This is a genomic window from Duganella sp. sic0402 (genome assembly GCF_019219065.1).
In the GTDB taxonomy this organism is placed as follows: domain Bacteria; phylum Pseudomonadota; class Gammaproteobacteria; order Burkholderiales; family Burkholderiaceae_D; genus Rugamonas.
Genome location: NZ_JAHUWK010000003.1, coordinates 578,064 through 594,840, shown reverse-complemented (window position 1 = coordinate 594,840; position 16,777 = coordinate 578,064). Strand labels below are relative to the sequence as shown.

Annotated in this window: 12 protein-coding genes; 1 reads left to right on the top strand and 11 read right to left on the bottom strand. The window is 63.8% G+C overall.

From position 1 onward, the window contains the following. Positions 1 to 2: 2 nt before the first annotated feature. The 3 genes from KW842_RS11620 to KW842_RS11610 all read right to left on the bottom strand — a co-directional run bounded on the left by KW842_RS11620 (position 3) and on the right by KW842_RS11610 (position 3,682). Entirely contained in the window at positions 3 to 1,076 is a 1,074-nt protein-coding gene (locus tag KW842_RS11620) for an ABC transporter permease (protein ID WP_229223623.1), read from the bottom strand. Continuing rightward, complete coding sequence (locus KW842_RS11615) at positions 1,073 to 2,611, bottom strand: ABC transporter ATP-binding protein (RefSeq protein WP_218304229.1); 1,539 nt, start codon at positions 2,609 to 2,611, stop codon at positions 1,073 to 1,075. Before KW842_RS11615 ends, KW842_RS11620 begins: the two co-directional genes overlap by 4 nt. Before the next feature lie 75 nt (positions 2,612 to 2,686). Further along, entirely contained in the window at positions 2,687 to 3,682 is a 996-nt protein-coding gene (locus KW842_RS11610) for a BMP family protein (protein ID WP_090186160.1), read from the bottom strand. A gap of 498 nt (positions 3,683 to 4,180) precedes the next feature. Here KW842_RS11610 and KW842_RS11605 point away from each other — a divergent pair, with 498 nt between their 5' ends. Next, complete coding sequence (locus KW842_RS11605) at positions 4,181 to 6,454, top strand: TonB-dependent receptor (RefSeq protein WP_218304228.1); 2,274 nt, start codon at positions 4,181 to 4,183, stop codon at positions 6,452 to 6,454. 2 nt (positions 6,455 to 6,456) lie between these two features. Here KW842_RS11605 and KW842_RS11600 read toward each other — a convergent pair whose 3' ends face one another. The 8 genes from KW842_RS11600 to KW842_RS11565 form a co-directional block, all read right to left on the bottom strand. Further along, positions 6,457 to 7,626 (bottom strand): PLP-dependent aspartate aminotransferase family protein, encoded by a 1,170-nt coding sequence (locus KW842_RS11600; RefSeq protein WP_218304227.1) that lies wholly within the window; start codon positions 7,624 to 7,626, stop codon positions 6,457 to 6,459. Further along, positions 7,623 to 8,990, bottom strand: coding sequence for a cystathionine beta-synthase (locus KW842_RS11595; protein ID WP_218304226.1), 1,368 nt, complete (start codon positions 8,988 to 8,990; stop codon positions 7,623 to 7,625). The genes KW842_RS11600 and KW842_RS11595 overlap by 4 nt, the downstream gene beginning before the upstream one ends. Before the next feature lie 130 nt (positions 8,991 to 9,120). Continuing rightward, on the bottom strand, positions 9,121 to 10,068 hold the full coding sequence (gene trxB / locus KW842_RS11590) for a thioredoxin-disulfide reductase (protein ID WP_218304225.1): 948 nt from the start codon (positions 10,066 to 10,068) through the stop codon (positions 9,121 to 9,123). Positions 10,069 to 10,080: 12 nt separating this feature from the next. Then, complete coding sequence (gene dsbD / locus KW842_RS11585; protein WP_218304224.1) at positions 10,081 to 11,880, bottom strand: protein-disulfide reductase DsbD; 1,800 nt, start codon at positions 11,878 to 11,880, stop codon at positions 10,081 to 10,083. Then, positions 11,877 to 12,770: an FAD:protein FMN transferase gene (locus KW842_RS11580; protein ID WP_373925172.1), complete on the bottom strand. Its 894-nt coding sequence runs from the start codon at positions 12,768 to 12,770 to the stop codon at positions 11,877 to 11,879. The genes dsbD and KW842_RS11580 overlap by 4 nt, the downstream gene beginning before the upstream one ends. Next, complete coding sequence (locus KW842_RS11575) at positions 12,767 to 13,900, bottom strand: DUF3570 domain-containing protein (RefSeq protein WP_218304222.1); 1,134 nt, start codon at positions 13,898 to 13,900, stop codon at positions 12,767 to 12,769. The genes KW842_RS11580 and KW842_RS11575 overlap by 4 nt, the downstream gene beginning before the upstream one ends. A gap of 11 nt (positions 13,901 to 13,911) precedes the next feature. Further along, positions 13,912 to 14,145 carry a DUF4266 domain-containing protein gene (locus KW842_RS11570; protein WP_218304221.1) on the bottom strand — a complete coding sequence of 78 codons (234 nt, stop codon included), beginning with the start codon at positions 14,143 to 14,145 and terminating at the stop codon, positions 13,912 to 13,914. Further along, a complete protein-coding gene (locus KW842_RS11565) occupies positions 14,142 to 16,775 on the bottom strand; it encodes a choice-of-anchor D domain-containing protein (protein WP_307729820.1) in 2,634 nt (877 codons plus the stop codon). The genes KW842_RS11570 and KW842_RS11565 overlap by 4 nt, the downstream gene beginning before the upstream one ends. Positions 16,776 to 16,777 lie beyond the last annotated feature (2 nt).

Genomic DNA, 16,777 nt, shown 5'->3' with positions numbered 1-16,777 from the left:
CCTCACTTCTTGAATTTCAGCGCTTTGGCGATGGCCGGCGCGTACAAGTTTTCCATCGCGCCGCAGAACAGGATGATCAGGCCCTGGATCAGGATCACCGTCTCAGGCGGGATGTTCTGCTTTTCCAGCGACAGATCGAAGCCACCTTGCGTCAGCGCGCCGAACAGTACCGCCGACAGGAAAATCCCTACTGGGTGCTGCCGCCCCATCAGCGCAATCGCGATGCCGATGAAGCCCGCGCCGCCGACGAAGTTCAGCGACAGGTAGTGGGTCGAACCCATGATGGAGTTGACTGAACCCAAACCGGCCAGCGCGCCCGAGATCAGCATGACGATGATGATCATCTTGCTGATGCGGATGCCGGCGTAGTGCGCGGCGTGCTTGTTCAGGCCGGTGGCCCGCAGCTTGTAGCCCCATGCCGAACGCGATACCACCACGCCGTAGATCACCAGCGCGATGATGGCGATGAAGAAGCTGATGTTGAGCGGCGTCTCGCCCAGGATAGGAAACCATTCGTTCAGGCGCGGCATTTCGGCGGCGGCGCTGAAGGCGCGGCTGGCCGGATTCTGTTCGCCCGGCGGCACCAGCTTGACGATCACGGTGTTCATCAGCGAAGCGGCGATGTAGTTGAACATGATGGTGGTGACCACCACATGGCTGCCGCGTTTCGCTTGCAGGTAGCCGGGCACAAAGGCCCACAGCGCGCCGAACAAGGCCGCGCCCAGCATGCCGGTCGGGATCAGCAGCCATGGCGACAGCGAGCTGTCGAAGGCCAGCATGGCCAGGGTCAGGCCCAGGCCTGCAAAGTACATCTGGCCTTCTGCGCCGATGTTGAACAGGCCGGCCTGCATGGCGATCGATACCGCCAGGCCGGTGAAGATGAAGGTCGAGGCGTAGAACAGCGTGTAGCTCAGGCCTTCCGGGTTGATGACGGCGCTGTTGATCAGGATCGCCAGCGATTCGACCGGGCTCTCGCCCAGGTAGTGAATCACCAGCGCGGTCACCAGCAGTGCCGACAGCAGGTTCAGAACGGGCATTACAAACGCGGTTGCCCAGCGTGGCAGGTCTTTATTCATGATTTGTGCATCCCGCCCATCAGCAAGCCGATACGGGTTGTGTCGAATTCTTCAATTTTCAGTTCGCCGGTGATGCGGCCGCCGCACATGACCAGGATACGGTCCGCCAGCGCGCGCACTTCTTCCAGCTCCACGGACACCAGCAGGATGGCGACGCCCTGGTCGCGCAGCTTGAGCAGCTGGGTGTGGATGCTTTCGATGGTGCCGATGTCGACGCCGCGCGTAGGCTGGCCGACCAGCATCAGCTTAGGCTGCGCCAGCACTTCGCGCGCGATCACCACCTTCTGCTGATTGCCGCCGGAGAGCAGGCCGATACGCAGGTCGTGGTTGTTCGGGCGCACATCGAAGTTGCGCATCAGTTCCGCGCAACGGCCGGCGATAGCCTTGAAGTCCAGCAGGCCCCACTTGTTTTTCAGCTTGTCCTGGTAGCCGAAGATGGTGTTGTGCATGACCGAGAAGGCCTTGATCACGCCATCGCGCAGACGGTCTTCCGGCACATGGCCGATGCCCAGTTCGCGGAAGGTGCGCGGCAGGCCGTCGGCGTCGGCACGATCGCGGGGGGACAGACCGGGCAGCGGCTTGCCGAGGAAGTCCAGCTTGCCGGAGGTCGGCAGGCGCATGCCCGACAGGATTTCCATCAACTCGCTCTGGCCGTTGCCGGACACGCCCGCCACCGCCACGATTTCGCCGGCGCGCAGCGTGAAGCCGATATCGGCCAGCAGTTTGACGCCCTGGCCGTCCAGCAGTTGCAGGTCCTGCACTTGCAGCACCGGCGCGCCCGGATTGTAGGGTGCGCGCGGCAGGTTGTTTTCGATCGGACGGCCGACCATCATATTGGCCAGGTCTTCCTTGGTGGTGCCGGCGGTCGGCACCGCGCCGATCACGCGGCCGCCGCGCATCACGGTCACGGTGTCGGTGATGTCGAGGATCTCTTGCAGCTTGTGGGTGATCAGGATGATGGTCTTGCCCTGTTCCTTGAACAGGCGCAGGATTTCAAACAGCGACTCGGTTTCCTGCGCGGTCAGTACGGCGGTCGGCTCGTCCAGGATCAGGATGTTGGCGCTGCGGTAGATCTGCTTGAGGATCTCGACGCGCTGCTGCGCGCCCACCGACAAATCGTGGATGGTGGCCAGTGGATCGACGTCGAGGCGGTAGCGCGTGCAAATCTCGCGCAGCTCGGCTTCCACGGCGGCGCGCTTGGCTTTCAGCTTGAAGCCGCCTTCGCTGCCCAGCATCACGTTATCCAGCACGGTCATGTTCTCGACCAGCATGAAGTGCTGGTGCACCATGCCGATACCGAGGGAAATCGCCTCCTGGCTGTTGTGGATGCGACGCGCCTGGCCATCGAGCAGGATCTCCCCGCCGTCGGCGCGGTAGTATCCGTACAGGATGCTCATCAGGGTCGATTTGCCGGCGCCGTTCTCGCCCACCAGGCCATGGATGGAACCCTTGGCGATGGCGAAGCTGACGTCCGTGTTCGCTTTCACAGCTCCGAAATGCTTGGAGATGCCGCGAAATTCTACTGCTGGCTGCATAGGATCGTTTTTTAATTAAGTAAAACGCGCCGCAGGGGGCAATCCCCGGCGGCGCGCTCTATATTCAAACAGGTATTAAACCGGGCAGGCTGCGCCCGAGCGGATGTCGATGACCTTGATCTTGCCATCGATAATATCCTTGCGTGCACCCAGCACGCGCTTCTCGATTTCCGGCGTGATCAACTTGCGATTGTTCTCGTCCAGCGCCCAGTCCACGCCGCCTTCCTTCAGGCCCTTGGCGGTGACGCCGGCCTTCCAGGTGCCGTTCTTCATCTGCATGAAGGAATCGTAGACGGCGTTGTCGACGCGCTTGACCATCGAGGTCAGGATGCTGCCTGGGTACAGGCTGTTCTGGTTCGAATCGACGCCGATCGCCAGCTTGCCTTTTTCCTTGGCGGTTTGCAGCGTGCCCAGGCCGGAACCGCCGGCCACGGCAAACACCACATCGACGCCACGGTCGAATTGCGAACGGGCCAGCTCACCGCCCTTGGCCGGGTTGTTCCACGAGTCCGACGAGGTGCCGACCATGTTCGAGGTCACATCGACTTTGGGATTCACCGCCTTGGCGCCCTGCGTGTAGCCGCAGGCGAAGGTGCGGATCAGCGGGATATCGACGCCGCCGATGAAGCCCAGCTTCTTCGACTTGGACGCCATGGCCGCAGCCACGCCCGCCAGGTAGGAACCTTCTTCTTCCTTGAAAGTGATGGAATTGACGTTGGCGCCTTGCGCCACACCGTCGATCAGCACGAAGTGTACTTTAGGGAATTCTTTGGCGACCTTTTGCACGGCGGCCTGCTGAGCAAAGCCGATGGCGGCGATCAGGTCGAGATTTTTGCGGGCGAGGCCGCGCATTACCTGTTCAGCCTGGGTATCGCTGGAGGCTTGCACCTCGATGAAATTGATATTGGTTTCTTTTTTGAAGCGCGTTGCGCCTTCGAAAGCGGACTGATTGAACGACTTGTCGAACTTGCCGCCTGCGTCATACACGATGCCCAGTTTTGGGGCAGCCGCGGACGCGCTGGCAGCGATAAACAGTGCTGCAACCGTCAAACTAAGTTGTGAAAGTTTCATGAATAGGCTCCTGGAAGAACGATATTGTATATTTTTATTGGCCGTAGCATGTAATTACTGGCCGTTTTATTCCTCTAAATCCCTGATTTCTATCGCTAAGTGCTAGCAACTTGCTAAATTATTGCCTGAATTGCAATCCGTGGGCGCCGGCTGAATTGTCGATTGCTTGTCGCAATGCAGCAACAGGGCGCGCCGAATTAAATATTTTTATATCGTTGCTTTTTTGTCCTGGTGGACCGAGGTCGCGCCGTCGATGACAACCTGGTTTCATAGAGAAAACCCCGGAAGCGGGCGCGGCGGGCCGATCCATGACTATGCACCAGCGCGAATATGTACGACAAATTCGTTTTTTCTTAGCTATTTATACAAAATAGATATGAATCAAGTCCCGCAAAAGTCCGCTTTCCTGGGTTTTTTTCCGTGCTAGCATGATTGGTAATGTGTATATCGTTATAACTAAAACATACACTCACACATACATTCAAGGGAGCAGGACATATGAGCAAGCAACGCAATTTCGCCATGCGGTCGATGGTCGCACTGGCGGTCGCCAGCGCTTTTCCACTGGCACAGGCACAGGAAGCGCCAGCCAGCAAAGATCAGCTGGAAACCGTGATCGTGACCGCGCAGCGCCGCGCCGAGAACATCAAGGACGTGCCGATGTCGATCGCCACCATCAAGGGCGACAAGCTGGACACGCTGACCGCCGGCGCCGGCGATATCCGTATCCTGTCCGGTCGCACGCCGTCGCTGAATATCGAGTCCGACTACGGCCGCGCTTTCCCGCGCTTCTATATCCGTGGCCTGGGCAATACCGACTTCGACCTGAACGCCTCGCAGCCGGTCGGCTACGTGATGGACGACATCGTGATGGAAAACGCCATGCTGAAAGGCTTCCCGGTGTTTGACGTTGACCAGGTCGAGGTGCTGCGCGGTCCGCAGGGCACGCTGTTCGGCCGCAACTCGCCGGCTGGCGTGATCAAGTTCGATTCGGCCAAGCCGGTCTTTAAACAAGAAGGCTACGTACAGTTCGGCGTGGGCAATTACTCGGCCAAGACCGCCGAAGGCGCGTTCAACATCCCGGTCAGCGACACCGTGGCGCTGCGCTTCGCCGGCACCAGCCAGCATCGCGGCAACCGCGTGCACAACACCAATCCGGATACCACCAAGGGCACCCGCGACTTCGAAGGCTACGGCGACAACGCCTTCCGCATCCAGGCGCTGGTCAAGCCGACCAAGGACTTTGACGCGCTGTTCAACTACCACCAGCGTAATTACCACGGCAGCGCCACGCTGTTCCGTGCGAATATCCTCAAGCAGGGCACCAATGACCTGGTCGACAACTTCGACTATGGCTCCTACCCGACCGACGGCGTCAACTATCAAAAGCTGAAAACCCAGGGCGGCAGCATTCGCCTGAAATACAATCTGAGCGACATCACGCTGCACTCGATCACTGGCTACGAAAAACTCGACTTCAACAGCCGCGCCGACGTCGATGGTGGCTACGGTGCCGTCTACGCGCCGCCATATGGCCCTGGCCGCATTCCATTCGTGGTGGAAACCGCCGACCTGCTGCCTAACCACAAGCAGTTCTCGCAAGAGTTCCGCGCCGAGTCCAACTACAGCGGCCCGCTGCAATGGATCGGCGGCCTGTACTACTTCAACGAAGCGATCCAGATCGACAGTATCAGCTTCGACAGCCTGGCGCCGGGCAATCCGCAGAACATTCCGTACGCACGTCAGAATCAGAAATCGAAATCGTGGGCGGCTTTCGGCTCAGTCAACTATGCCGTGTCGGACAAGCTGAAACTGCGCGCCGGCCTGCGCTACACCGACGACAAGAAAGACTTCTTCGCTTCGCGCACCGACTACAACGCCGCCAATGTGCTGGTCACCGTGCCGCACACGCTGGACAGCAAGACCGACAATGTCAGCTGGGACGTCAGCGGCACCTACGAGCTGACCAAGGAAACCAATGTGTTTGCCCGTATCGCTACTGGCTACCGCGCGCCATCGATGCAGGGCCGCCTGAACGGCCTGGGTGATGTGCCTACCATGGCCGGCGTTGAGCGAGCGCTGTCGTATGAAGCCGGTATCAAGCAGGATCTGTTTGACAAGCGTGCGCGCCTGAGCGCCACCGTGTTCCAGTACCGTATGAAGGACAAGCAGCTGACCGCCGGCAGCGGCGGCGTCAATATGAATCGTCTGCTGAATGCCGACAAGGTGACGGGCCAGGGGATCGAGCTTGATCTGCAAGCCAATCTGGGTTACGGCTTCAGCGGCTCGGCGGGTTATAGCTTCAACGATACCGAGATCAAGGACAAGAACGTGCGCGTGCAGTACTGTGGTAACGGCGCCAACAATCTGGGCATGGGCTGCACGCCGACCAACGTCGCAGCGCCAGGCTACCCAGGCTACGTTCTGATCGACGGCAACGACATGCCGCGCGCACCGCGCAATCAGGCCAACTTCTCGCTGAAGTACAGCACCGAAGTGGGCAATGGCGAGCTGTATGCAATCACCGACTGGAGCTATCGCAGCAAGTACAACTTCTTCCTTTACACCGCTGTCGAGTACACCGCCAAGCCACTGACCGAAGGCGGCCTGCGCGTTGGCTACAAGTGGGGCGACGGCAAGTATGAAGTGGCTGCCTTCGGCCGTAACATCACCGACAAGGTGGTGGCACTCAGCGCGATTGAGTTCAACAACCTGACCGGCATGCTGAACGAACCGCGCACCTACGGCGCCACGTTCAAGATGAACTTCTAAGTTCAGATCGCATCGAGGGCGGCGCGCAGGTCGCGCCGCAGGTCTTCCACATCCTCGATGCCGACCGACAGCCGTATCAGCCCGTCACCGATTCCCAGCCGCGCACGTTGCTCGGCGGGGATCGATGCATGGGTCATCAGGGCCGGATGTTCAATCAGGCTTTCCACACCACCTAAACTCTCCGCCAGGGCAAAGATCTCGCAGCGTTCGAGGAAGCGGCGCGCGCCCGCCAGGTCGGTATCCAGGTCGATCGAGATGATGCCGCCGAAGCCGTGCATCTGGCGCTTGGCCAGCTCGTGCTGCGGATGCGAGGCCAGACCAGGGTAGTAAACCTTGCGCACTTCCTTTTGCTGTTCCAGCCACTGCGCCAGTTGCAGCGCACTCTCGCAATGACGCTGCAGGCGGATCGCCAGCGTCTTCACGCCGCGCAGTGCCAGGAAGCTGTCGAACGGGCCGGCAATCGCACCGACCGAGTTTTGCAGAAAGGCCAGTTGCTCGCGCCATGCCTGCTGGCGTGGCTCAGCGCCAACTACGGCGATGCCGCCGATGATGTCTGAGTGGCCGTTCAGGTATTTGGTGGCCGAGTGCACCACGATGTCGAAACCCAGTTCCAGCGGGCGCTGCACAATCGGACTGGCGAAGGTGTTGTCGGCCACGGCGATGATGTTGTGTTCGCGGCAGATGGCAGCGATGGCTTGCAGGTCGGCCAGCTTGAGCATTGGATTGGTCGGCGTCTCCACCCACACCATGCGCGTCTCTGGACGGATGGCCTTGCGCAGATTTTCAGGATCGGTCAGGTCAACATAGGTGAACTCATGGCCGGCGCTGCGGCGGCGCACGCGCTCGAACAGGCGATAGGTGCCGCCATACATATCGTCACCGGCGACGATGTGGGCGCCGGCGTCCAGCAGTTCCAGTACCGTCGAGATGGCCGCCAGGCCGGAGGCGAAGGCGAACGCCTGTGCACCGCTTTCCAGATCGGCGACGCAGCGCTCCAGCGCCCAGCGGGTCGGGTTGTGCGAGCGGCCATAGTCCAGCCCCTTGTGCACGCCGGGACTCTGCTGCACGAAGGTGGAGGTGGCGTAAATCGGCGGCATGATGGCGCCGGTGGAGGGATCGGGCGACTGGCCGGCGTGGATCACGCGCGTGGCGAGGTTGAGTTTATCGGTCACGGTAAAGTCCTGCGCAAATGGTTGAGAAGGTCGAAGCGGGTAATCAGGCCATGGAACACGCCGCCTTCGGACACTACGGCAGTCAGGCCCCGGTCCAGCGTGCTGCGCAGCGCATGCAGGCTGGCGTTGGGCCGCAGCGTTTCCAGCCGCGCGGTCATGGTGGCGCCAACCAGGCTGGTGAACTGGGCGGCGTCATTGTCCACTTTCAGCAGCAGGTCGGATTCGTCGATGATGCCAACCAGGCGTTCACCGTCCAGCACCGGCAATTGTGCCAGATCGGCGGCGCGCATGCGATTGAAGGCGACCAGCAGCGTGTCTTCGGGCGAAACGCTGATAACTTCACCGCGATCATGGCGGCGGCCGATCAGGTCGCGCAGATCGCCGGTCGGCTCATGGCGTAGCAGGCCCTGGTCATGCATCCAGCCGTCGTTGTAGACTTTGGACAGATAGCGCGTGCCGGTATCGCACACCAGCGTCACCACGCGCTTGGGCGTAGTCTGTTCGCGGCAGTATTTGAGTGCGGCGGCGAGCAGCGTGCCGGTCGACGAGCCGCCAAGAATGCCTTCGGCGCGCAGCAGCAGGCGCGCGCTGTCGAAGCTTTCCTGGTCGGTGATGGTGTAGGCTTTTTTGACGGAACTCAGGTCGGCGATCGATGGAATGAAATCCTCGCCGATGCCTTCCACCGCCCACGAGCCGCTGGTGTCGCTGACTTTTCCGGTGGCCACGTATTCAGTCAGGATAGAGCCTTGCGGATCGGCCAGTACGAATTCCACGTGCGGAGCGACTTTGCGGAAGTAGCGGCTCAAGCCGGTCAGCGTGCCGGCCGAGCCCACACCGACCACAATCGCATCGACCTCGTGTCCCATCTGCGCCCAGATTTCCGGACCGGTGCTGGTTTCATGCGCCAGCGGGTTGGCAGGATTGTTGAACTGGTCGGCGAAGAAGGCGCCGGGGATCTCTGCGGCGAGACGCGCCGCCATATCCTGGTAATACTCCGGGTGGCCCTTGCCGACGTCGGAGCGGGTGGTGCGCACTTCGGCGCCCAGCGCTTTCAGGTGCAGCACTTTTTCGGTGGACATTTTGTCGGGCACCACCAGCAGCACGCGGTAGCCCTTGAGGCGGCCGGCCAATGCCAGGCCCAGGCCGGTGTTGCCGGCGGTGGCTTCGATGATGGTGCCGCCCGGCTTCAAACGGCCATCGCGTTCGGCGGTTTCGATGATCGAGAGGCCGACGCGGTCCTTGATCGAACCGCCGGGATTTTGGGATTCCAGCTTGGCGTACAGCTGGCACACGCCGGTATCCAGTTGGGTAAGTTGGACCAGCGGCGTGTTGCCGATCAGTTGGAATAGTGCAGGGGTAGGCATCGACTCTCCTGGAGTGAGCGGCGCGCGGCGATTGTGTCGGCGCGGCCCTCGGTAAAAGCTGCGGATGTTAGGCCGCACGATTGCAGGAGTGAACGAATTTTTCCGTGCTTAGTTATAAATAAATTGTGTTTTAACCTTCCTGCTGCTCCAGGTAGCGCTGCGCGTCCAGCGCCGCCATGCAACCGCTGCCGGCGCTGGTGATGGCCTGGCGATACACATGGTCCTGCACATCGCCAGCGGCAAACACGCCGGCGACTGAGGTCAGGGTCGCCATGCCCGCGCTGCCGCTACGGGTCTTGAGATAGCCATTGTGCATTGCTAGTTGGCCCTCAAAGATGCCGGTGTTGGGCCGATGGCCGATGGCGATGAACACGCCGTGCACCGGCAGCTGTTCCAGCTCGCCGCTGAGGTGTTGCAGCCTCAGGCCGGTCACGCCGCTGTCGTCGCCGCATACTTGATGCAGCGTGGTGTCCAGTTTTAGCGTGATGTTGCCATGTCTGACCTTGTCCATCAGGCGATCGATCAGGATAGGCTCGGCGCGGAACTTGTCGCGCCGGTGTACCAGCGTGACGTGCGAGGCGATGCCGGACAAGTACAGCGCTTCCTCGACGGCGGTATTGCCGCCGCCGATCACAGCTACCTCGCGGCCACGGTAGAAAAAACCGTCGCAAGTGGCGCAGGCCGAAACGCCGCGTCCCAGGTAAGCCTGTTCCGATGCCAGCCCCAAATACTGCGCCGACGCGCCGGTGGCGATAATCAGCGCGTCGCAGGTGTACTGGCCTGCGTCGCCGACCAGGCGGACCGGTTTTTCGTCCAGATGGGCGGTGTGAATATGATCGGTCACCATGCGGGTGCCGAAGCGCAGTGCGTGGCTGCGGAAGCGCTGCATCAGCTCCGGGCCTTGCACACCGAGTGGATCGGCTGGCCAGTTCTCGACGTCGGTGGTGGTCATCAGCTGGCCGCCTTGTTCGGCGCCGGTGATCAGCGTGGGGTGCAGATTGGCGCGCGCCGCGTAGACGGCGGCCGAGTAGCCGGCCGGGCCGGAACCGAGGATGAGCAAACGGGAATGTTGGGGCATGGGTGGACTCGCTTAGCTGGCGGTGCGCTGCAATTGGCGCAGGAATGAATCGGGCGGCATGAAGCCGATCACGCGGGCCTTTGGCACTTCCTGGCCGCTGGCGTTGAACAGGATGATGCCGGGCGGGCCAAACAGCTGGAAGCGTTTCATCAGCGCGCGGTCGTCGGCGCTGTTGGCGGTCACGTCAACCTGGATCAGCTGCATGCCGCGCATGGCGGAGGCGACGCGGCTGTCGGAGAAAGTCATGCGCTCCATTTCCTTGCAGGCGACGCACCAGTCGGCGTAAAAGTCCAGCATGACCGGCTGCTTGGCGTTGGCCAGTAGCTTTTCCAGTTCGGCGACGCTGCGGATGCGGGTGAAGCGTGGCTCGGCGTGGCCGGCGTCCGCTGTGCCGGCGCCACTGCCGGCGCGCAGATGCGCCAGCGGTTGCAGCACGTCGGTGCCGTTGCTGGCCGCGCCGATCAGCTGGAACAGGCCGGCCAGCAGGAACACCACGCCCAGCGCCCTGGCCGCGTGAGCGCCGATGCCTGCGCCGGCCGGCACTGCGGCGCCCGGACGCAGGAATACCGCGCACAGGATGGCGAGCGCACCCCAGAGCGCCATGCTGGCGGTTACCGGCAGCACCGGGCCGATCATCCAGATCGCCACTGCGATCAGCAGCAGGCCGAACACGGTTTTGACGTGGTTCATCCAGGCGCCGGCGCGCGGCAGCAGGCTGCCGGCGGACAGGCCGGTCAGCAGCAGCGGCACGCTCATGCCGGTCGCCATGGCGAACAGCGCCCAGCCGCCTATGACCGCGTTGCCGGTTTTGCTGATGTAGAGCAGGGCGCCAGCCAGCGGCCCGGCCACGCAAGGACCGACGATCAGCGCCGACAATGCGCCCATGATGAACACGCCGGCAATCTTGCCGCCGCTCTGGCGGCCGCTGGACTCGCTGAGCCGGCTTTGCAGCGCGCCTGGCAGCTGCAACTGGTAGACATCGAACATCGACAAGGCCAGCGCAAACAGCAGCGCGCCAAAGGTCAGCAGCACCCACGGTTTTTGCAGCGCGCCGGCCAGTCCTTCGCCGGCGATCCCTGCCGCCACACCCAGTGCGGTGTAGACCATCGCCATGCCCAGGCTGTAGGCACCGGCCAGCAGCAAGCCACGGCGGCGCGTGACGTTCCCTTCGCCGACGATGATCGAGGACAGGATAGGCACCATCGGCAGCACGCATGGGGTGAACGACAGCAGCAGGCCAAACACCAGGAAGGCGCCGCCAATGCGCCACACGCTGCCGCCTTGCAGCATGCGCTGGGCCAGCGAGGCGTCATCCTCGGCGTGTTCCGGCGTTGCCGTAGTCGTCGGCTGGCTCGCGGTTGGCGGCGCTTCTACGCCGCCGGCCAGTGCCGTCAGCAAGCCCACTGCAGCCGGATCGATGCTATAGCTGCGCACCTCGGGCGGATAGCACAGGCCAGCGTCGGCACAGCCTTGGTAGCCAACCGTCAGCGTGAACGGTCCGGTGCCGCTGATCGGCACATCCAGGCTGAGCGACGAATAATACGTCTCCATCTCCTTGCCGAAGTTCTCATCAAACTTGCGCTGCCCGGCCGGCAGCTGCGGCTGTCCGATGCCGGGGCCGGTGAACGAAAGACGCTCGCGATACAGGTGGTAGCCCGGTGGAATGCTCCAGTGCAGCTTGACGGTATGCGCGTCGCGCAGTTCCGCCTTCAGCACGAAGGCTTGTTCCGGCGGCAGGAAGTCATCCGCCTGCGCCAGCGGCAGCGATGCGGCGAGCAGCAGCGCGCACAGCCAGTTGAAAATTGCCTTCATATTGTTCTCCGAAAAATGTGTCCAGCGTGATCGACAGCGAGGTAGCTCATGCCGCAGCGATCAAGGAAATCCAGTCCATCCTGTTCCAGCAGCATGGCGATGGTGGTGCAGCTGCCGGCGGTGATCGCCAGCGGCGCCACCACGCTGACCGAGCGCCAGTACGACACCGGCATGCCGCTGTGCGGATCGAGCACATGGCAGTAGCGCTGGCCGTCTATCTCAATAAAGCGTTCGTAATCGCCGCTGGTGGTCAGTGCGCCACGGCTGACCGGAATGGCGGCCACCGTGGCCGCCATGTCACGCGGGTCCTGGATGCCAATTTGCCAGGGCGCGCCATCCGGACGCGGGCCGAGGAAGCGCATATCGCCGCCCAGGTTGACGTAGCCGTGCCTGACATCCAGGCCGGCCAGTACCTCGGCCGCGCGGTCTACCGCATACTCCTTGCCGAAGCCGCCGAAATCCAGCTCCATGCCGGGCAGCGGCAGGAATACGCTGGTGTCGTCGTAGCTCACACTGCGCCAGCCGACCAGCGGCAGCAGGTCTTCCAGTGCCCCCGGCTGCGGCACGCGGCCGTGACGGAAGTCCCAGGCCTTGCGCAGCACGCCGGAGGTGATATCGAAGCAGCCCTGGCTGGTGGTGTACAGCGTGTCGGCATAGGCCAGCAGCGACGCCGTCTCGCGGTCGCAGGCGATCGCATGGCGGCCGGCGGCGGCGTTGATCCGGCTTAGCATGCTGTCGTCGCGGTAGCGCGAATACTTGCGCTCGATGCGCTGTACCTCGTCGATGGCAGGAGCGGCGATGGCATGCGCCTGCCTGGCGCCAGCCGCCGCCAGGATGATTTCGCAGCGGCTGCCCATGGCGGCGAAGCTGACGGTGTGCAGATCGCTCACCACAGCCGCGTAAAGCCGATTTGCAGGCTGGTGGCGCGCAGCGGCGCCAGGCCGGGACTGCCGCTGCCGAACACGCGCCAGGCGCCGCGCTGCTGGTAGCGCTCCAGCTTCACATCGACGCTCCAGTCCTGGTCGATCTGTTTGGCCAGCTTGAGGCCAGCGGTGACCGCACCAAAGCCGGATAGCCGCTGGTCGGCCGAGGTGAACGCCGCCCCGCCAAACACATAGCCGGGCGGGAAGGGCGCACCGATATTGGCGTCGTACACCGGATCGAAGTAGAAATCGGCTGCGCGCTGCGTGTACAGCCGCAGCGCGGGCGTGATGGTCCAGCCGCCCGCCAGCGATTGCACCCATTCGCCCGACAGCGTGTGGGCGCTGATGCCGAAGGTGTCGCGGTAGTAGCGGTAGCTCAGGCGGCTGGTGGCGTCCAGCGCGACGAAACGGTGATTCCACTGCGCCAGCACGGTGTGCTGCTCGCGCGTGCGCGGCCGGTTGTCGACCAGCTTGTACGGGTCGGAGTAGTAGCCATGGCCGGTGGAGTAGGTGTAGGTCAGCTGGCCGATATCGAATGGCGTGAACACCTGCGTCACGCCGGCCAGCAGGTTGACGGTCTGGCGGCTCTCATTGGTGACGATGCGGTTGACCGGATTGATCGCGTCATCCGATCCACCAATGCCCAGCGCCCAGATGGTGTTCTTGTCAGCGCTGTCGATGGTCGCCTGCAAGGACAGCGCGCGCGAGCGGTAGTCATGCTCGGTGGAGAAGGCCGTCCCCACGCTAACGGTACCGCCCGGCAGATAGCGGGTGACGCTGACATCGCCGGCCTTGCGGTCGTCGCTCATGCGCGATGCGCCGGATACCGCCGTGTGATAGCGCGGCGTGGCGCCGGATACCGCGTCGGAGGTGGCGCTGGCGGAGATCGACCATTCACCCGCCACCGGCGCCATCACCGAGATGGCTGGTGCATGCACGCGGATGCGGTCCAGACCGGACTGGTCTTCGCGGTAGTCCAGGTATTTGAAGCTGATGGCGCCACGTTCCGGCGCCGTCTCGGCATGCGCTACGCCGGGCAGCAGCATAGCCGCCGCCAGCAATGCCGGTCCAACGGCTGCTTGTTTGTGCTTGTCCATGAAGTTCCTTGTCAGTTACAGCCGCAGCCGCCGCCGCCAACCGCGCTGCCGCCCGAAGCGGCTTCCTTGCTGGCGTAGATGTGTTCATTGAAGCGGGTGGCGAGGCCGTCGCCCTGGATCAGCATGTCGGGCCGCGCCAGTTCGCCTTTTTCCCATGGCTGCACCGGCGTCAGCGCGCAGCCGGACAGGCCGGCTGCCGCCGCGCACAGTAGCAGTGCGCGCACAGCGTTGATACGGGCGCTCATTTGGCTGCTCCCAGCGCAGCCTTGATGCGGCTTTCCAGCACATCGCGGTCGGCGGCGCGGAAGCCGCTGTGTTCATACAGGACCTTGCCATCGGGGCCGATCAGCACGCTGCTGGGCATGCCCTTGACGCCGTAGGCGCGCGGTGTTGCGCCAGTGGCGTCGAAGGCGATCACGAAGCGCGCCGGCGTAGTGCCCAGGAAGTTGCGGGCGTCGTCGGTCTTGGCGTCCACATTGACGCCGATGATCTGCAAGCCCTGGCTGCCGTAGCGGGCCTGCATATCGTTCATCCACGGGAAGGACTGGCGGCACGGGCCGCACCATGAGGCCCAGAAGTCGAGGTACACCAGCTTGCCACGGTACTGTTCCAGTTTGACCGCGCCATCCGGGCCGTTCAGGTTGAACGCAGGTGCCGGATTGCCGGTCGCCGTTTCGGCCGCCTGTGCCGGCAGCGACACCAGCGACACTGCGCAGGCGGTGACGCCAGCCAGCGTGCCCGCGACGATGGCGGCGCGCGCTTTGCGGCGGCGCCACAGCAGCACGGCAGTCGCCAGCACCAGCAATACCGCCAGCATCGGATCGTCACCGTCCTGCGCAGCGGAGCAGCCGCCACCGCCACGGTTGTGCGAAACGCCGCCGCCCGATGCTGCCGCCGCGCCCTGGCCGCTGAGCGCGATGTTCCAGCTGGCGCCACTTGCTTGCAGGCTGACGTTGCCGCTGGCATTGCCGGCGGACGCCGGGGTAAAGCGTACCGGCAGTTCGCACGATGCGCCTGCGGCCAGCGTCAACGGGAAGGCTGCGCAGCTGCTGCTGTCGCTGGCCGCCGTGAATGGACCGCTGAAGCTGGCGCTGTTGATGGTCAGCGCCGCGCTGCCGCTATTGGTCAGCGTGAAACGCTTGACCGGACCTGCGTCGCCGACGGTGGCGCTGCCGAAATCAAATGCCTGCGGATTGACGGTCAATGCAGGTGTGACGACCGGTACGGCCACGCCATTGCCGTTCAGGACGAGCGTCAGTTGCGCGCCGCCGTCGGTCATCAGCACCACATCGGCGCTGCGCGCACCGGCCGCGCCGGGCTTGAAGCTGGCGTCGATGCTGCAGCTGGCGCCAGGGCTGACGGTGGCGCCGACCACGCAGCTGCCCGCCAGCGCGAAGTCGCCGGGGTTGCTTCCACCAAGCGCCAGTGCGGTGATCTTCAATGCCGCGCTGCCGTTGTTGCTGAGCGTAGTGCGGTGCGCAGCCGCCTGCTGGCCAACCTGGGTGGCGGTGAAAAGGACCGGTGCTGTATCCGACAGCACAGGACGCGCCACGGCCGCAGTGGTGCCGGCGCCGGTGACGCTGACCGACAAGTCAGGCGCATTCGAGCGTACCAGCAAGGTGGCGTTGACCGCGCCTTCCGCCGTCGGGGCGAAGGATAACGTCAGGTCGCAGCTGGCCGCCACCGCCAGCGTGCCGGCGCAGCCGCCGCTACCCAGCGTGACTGATGGCGCGCCGCTGACAGCGATGCTGCTGAAGTTGACCGGTACATTGCCGCGATTCGTCACGGTCACGCTTTGCGTGGCCGCAGCCGCGCCAACCGTCTGCGTGCCGAACGACAGCGCGCTTGGGTTGGCCGCCAGCGCCGGTGCGGCCACGCTGGCGTTGCCGGACAGGCCGACCGCCAGATTGCCATTGCTGGCGTTGGACGCCAGGTTCAGGCTGGCCGTGAACGCACCGGCCACGGTTGGCGTGGCCACCACCGTGACGGTGCAGCTGCCGCCCGCCGCCACAGCGGTGGACGTGGCGCAGCTGCCGCCCAGCTGGAAGATGGCGGCATTGGCGCCGGACAGGCTGATGCTGCTGAAGTTGAGTGCCGCCTGGCCGGCGTTGCTGACGGTGATGGTCTGCACCGCCGAAGCGCTGCCGGTCAGCAGCGCGCCGAAGTTCAGCGCATTGGCGGACAGCGCGACGGTTGCGGCAGGCGCCGCGTTGCCGGTGCCGCTCAGTGCGACGCTGCTGCCGCCGCCGGTCGCATTGTGGCTGAAGTTCAGCGCCGCGTTGCGCGCGCCGCCGGCGCTGGGGCGGAACACCAGCTGCACGTTGCAGCTGGCGCCGGCCGCTACGCTGACGCCGGCGCCGCAGTTGCCGCCGCTGATGCTGAAATCGCCGGCGTTGGCGCCAGCGACGCTGACGGCGCTGATGGCCAGCGCCGCGTTGCCGGAATTGGTGAGGGTGGTGCTGAGCGCGGCGCTAGCCTGGCCGACGGTAGTGCCGGCGAACGAGAGGCTGGCCGGCGCCAGCGACGCTGCCGGTGCGGCGGTTACGTTCGGATTGCCGATGTAGGCCGCCAGATCGGACAGCTCGGCGGCCGTAAATTTGCCGTTGTATAGCGAACCCATGCCGCCGCGATTGGCGGCAAAGGCGCTGCTGATCACGCCGGGATTGTTCGCTGCGGCGAGGATGCCGTTGACATTATTGGCGGGCGACGGGCCGTGGCAGGAAGCGCAAGCGGTGCCGCCGGATGCCGGGCCGTTCTGGTACAGGCTTTTGCCGTTCAGGGCGTCGGCAGCCTGCGCGGACGGCGCCAGCATCAGCAGGGCCCACGCGCCGGCTGCGCATAGCACGCCGGTGTGGGGTGGTCGAATTCTCTTCATCG

Bases quoted from the DNA above. Each gene is read 5' to 3' on its own strand.
- KW842_RS11605 (WP_218304228.1), top strand. From the start codon at position 4,181: ATGAGCAAGCAACGCAATTTCGCCATGCGGTCGATGGTCGCACTGGCG.
- KW842_RS11575 (WP_218304222.1), bottom strand. From the start codon at position 13,900: ATGGACAAGCACAAACAAGCAGCCGTTGGACCGGCATTGCTGGCGGCG.
- KW842_RS11610 (WP_090186160.1), bottom strand. From the start codon at position 3,682: ATGAAACTTTCACAACTTAGTTTGACGGTTGCAGCACTGTTTATCGCT.
- KW842_RS11565 (WP_307729820.1), bottom strand. From the start codon at position 16,775: ATGAAGAGAATTCGACCACCCCACACCGGCGTGCTATGCGCAGCCGGC.
- KW842_RS11595 (WP_218304226.1), bottom strand. From the start codon at position 8,990: ATGCCTACCCCTGCACTATTCCAACTGATCGGCAACACGCCGCTGGTC.
- KW842_RS11570 (WP_218304221.1), bottom strand. From the start codon at position 14,145: ATGAGCGCCCGTATCAACGCTGTGCGCGCACTGCTACTGTGCGCGGCG.
- KW842_RS11615 (WP_218304229.1), bottom strand. From the start codon at position 2,611: ATGCAGCCAGCAGTAGAATTTCGCGGCATCTCCAAGCATTTCGGAGCT.
- trxB (WP_218304225.1), bottom strand. From the start codon at position 10,068: ATGCCCCAACATTCCCGTTTGCTCATCCTCGGTTCCGGCCCGGCCGGC.
- dsbD (WP_218304224.1), bottom strand. From the start codon at position 11,880: ATGAAGGCAATTTTCAACTGGCTGTGCGCGCTGCTGCTCGCCGCATCG.
- KW842_RS11620 (WP_229223623.1), bottom strand. From the start codon at position 1,076: ATGAATAAAGACCTGCCACGCTGGGCAACCGCGTTTGTAATGCCCGTT.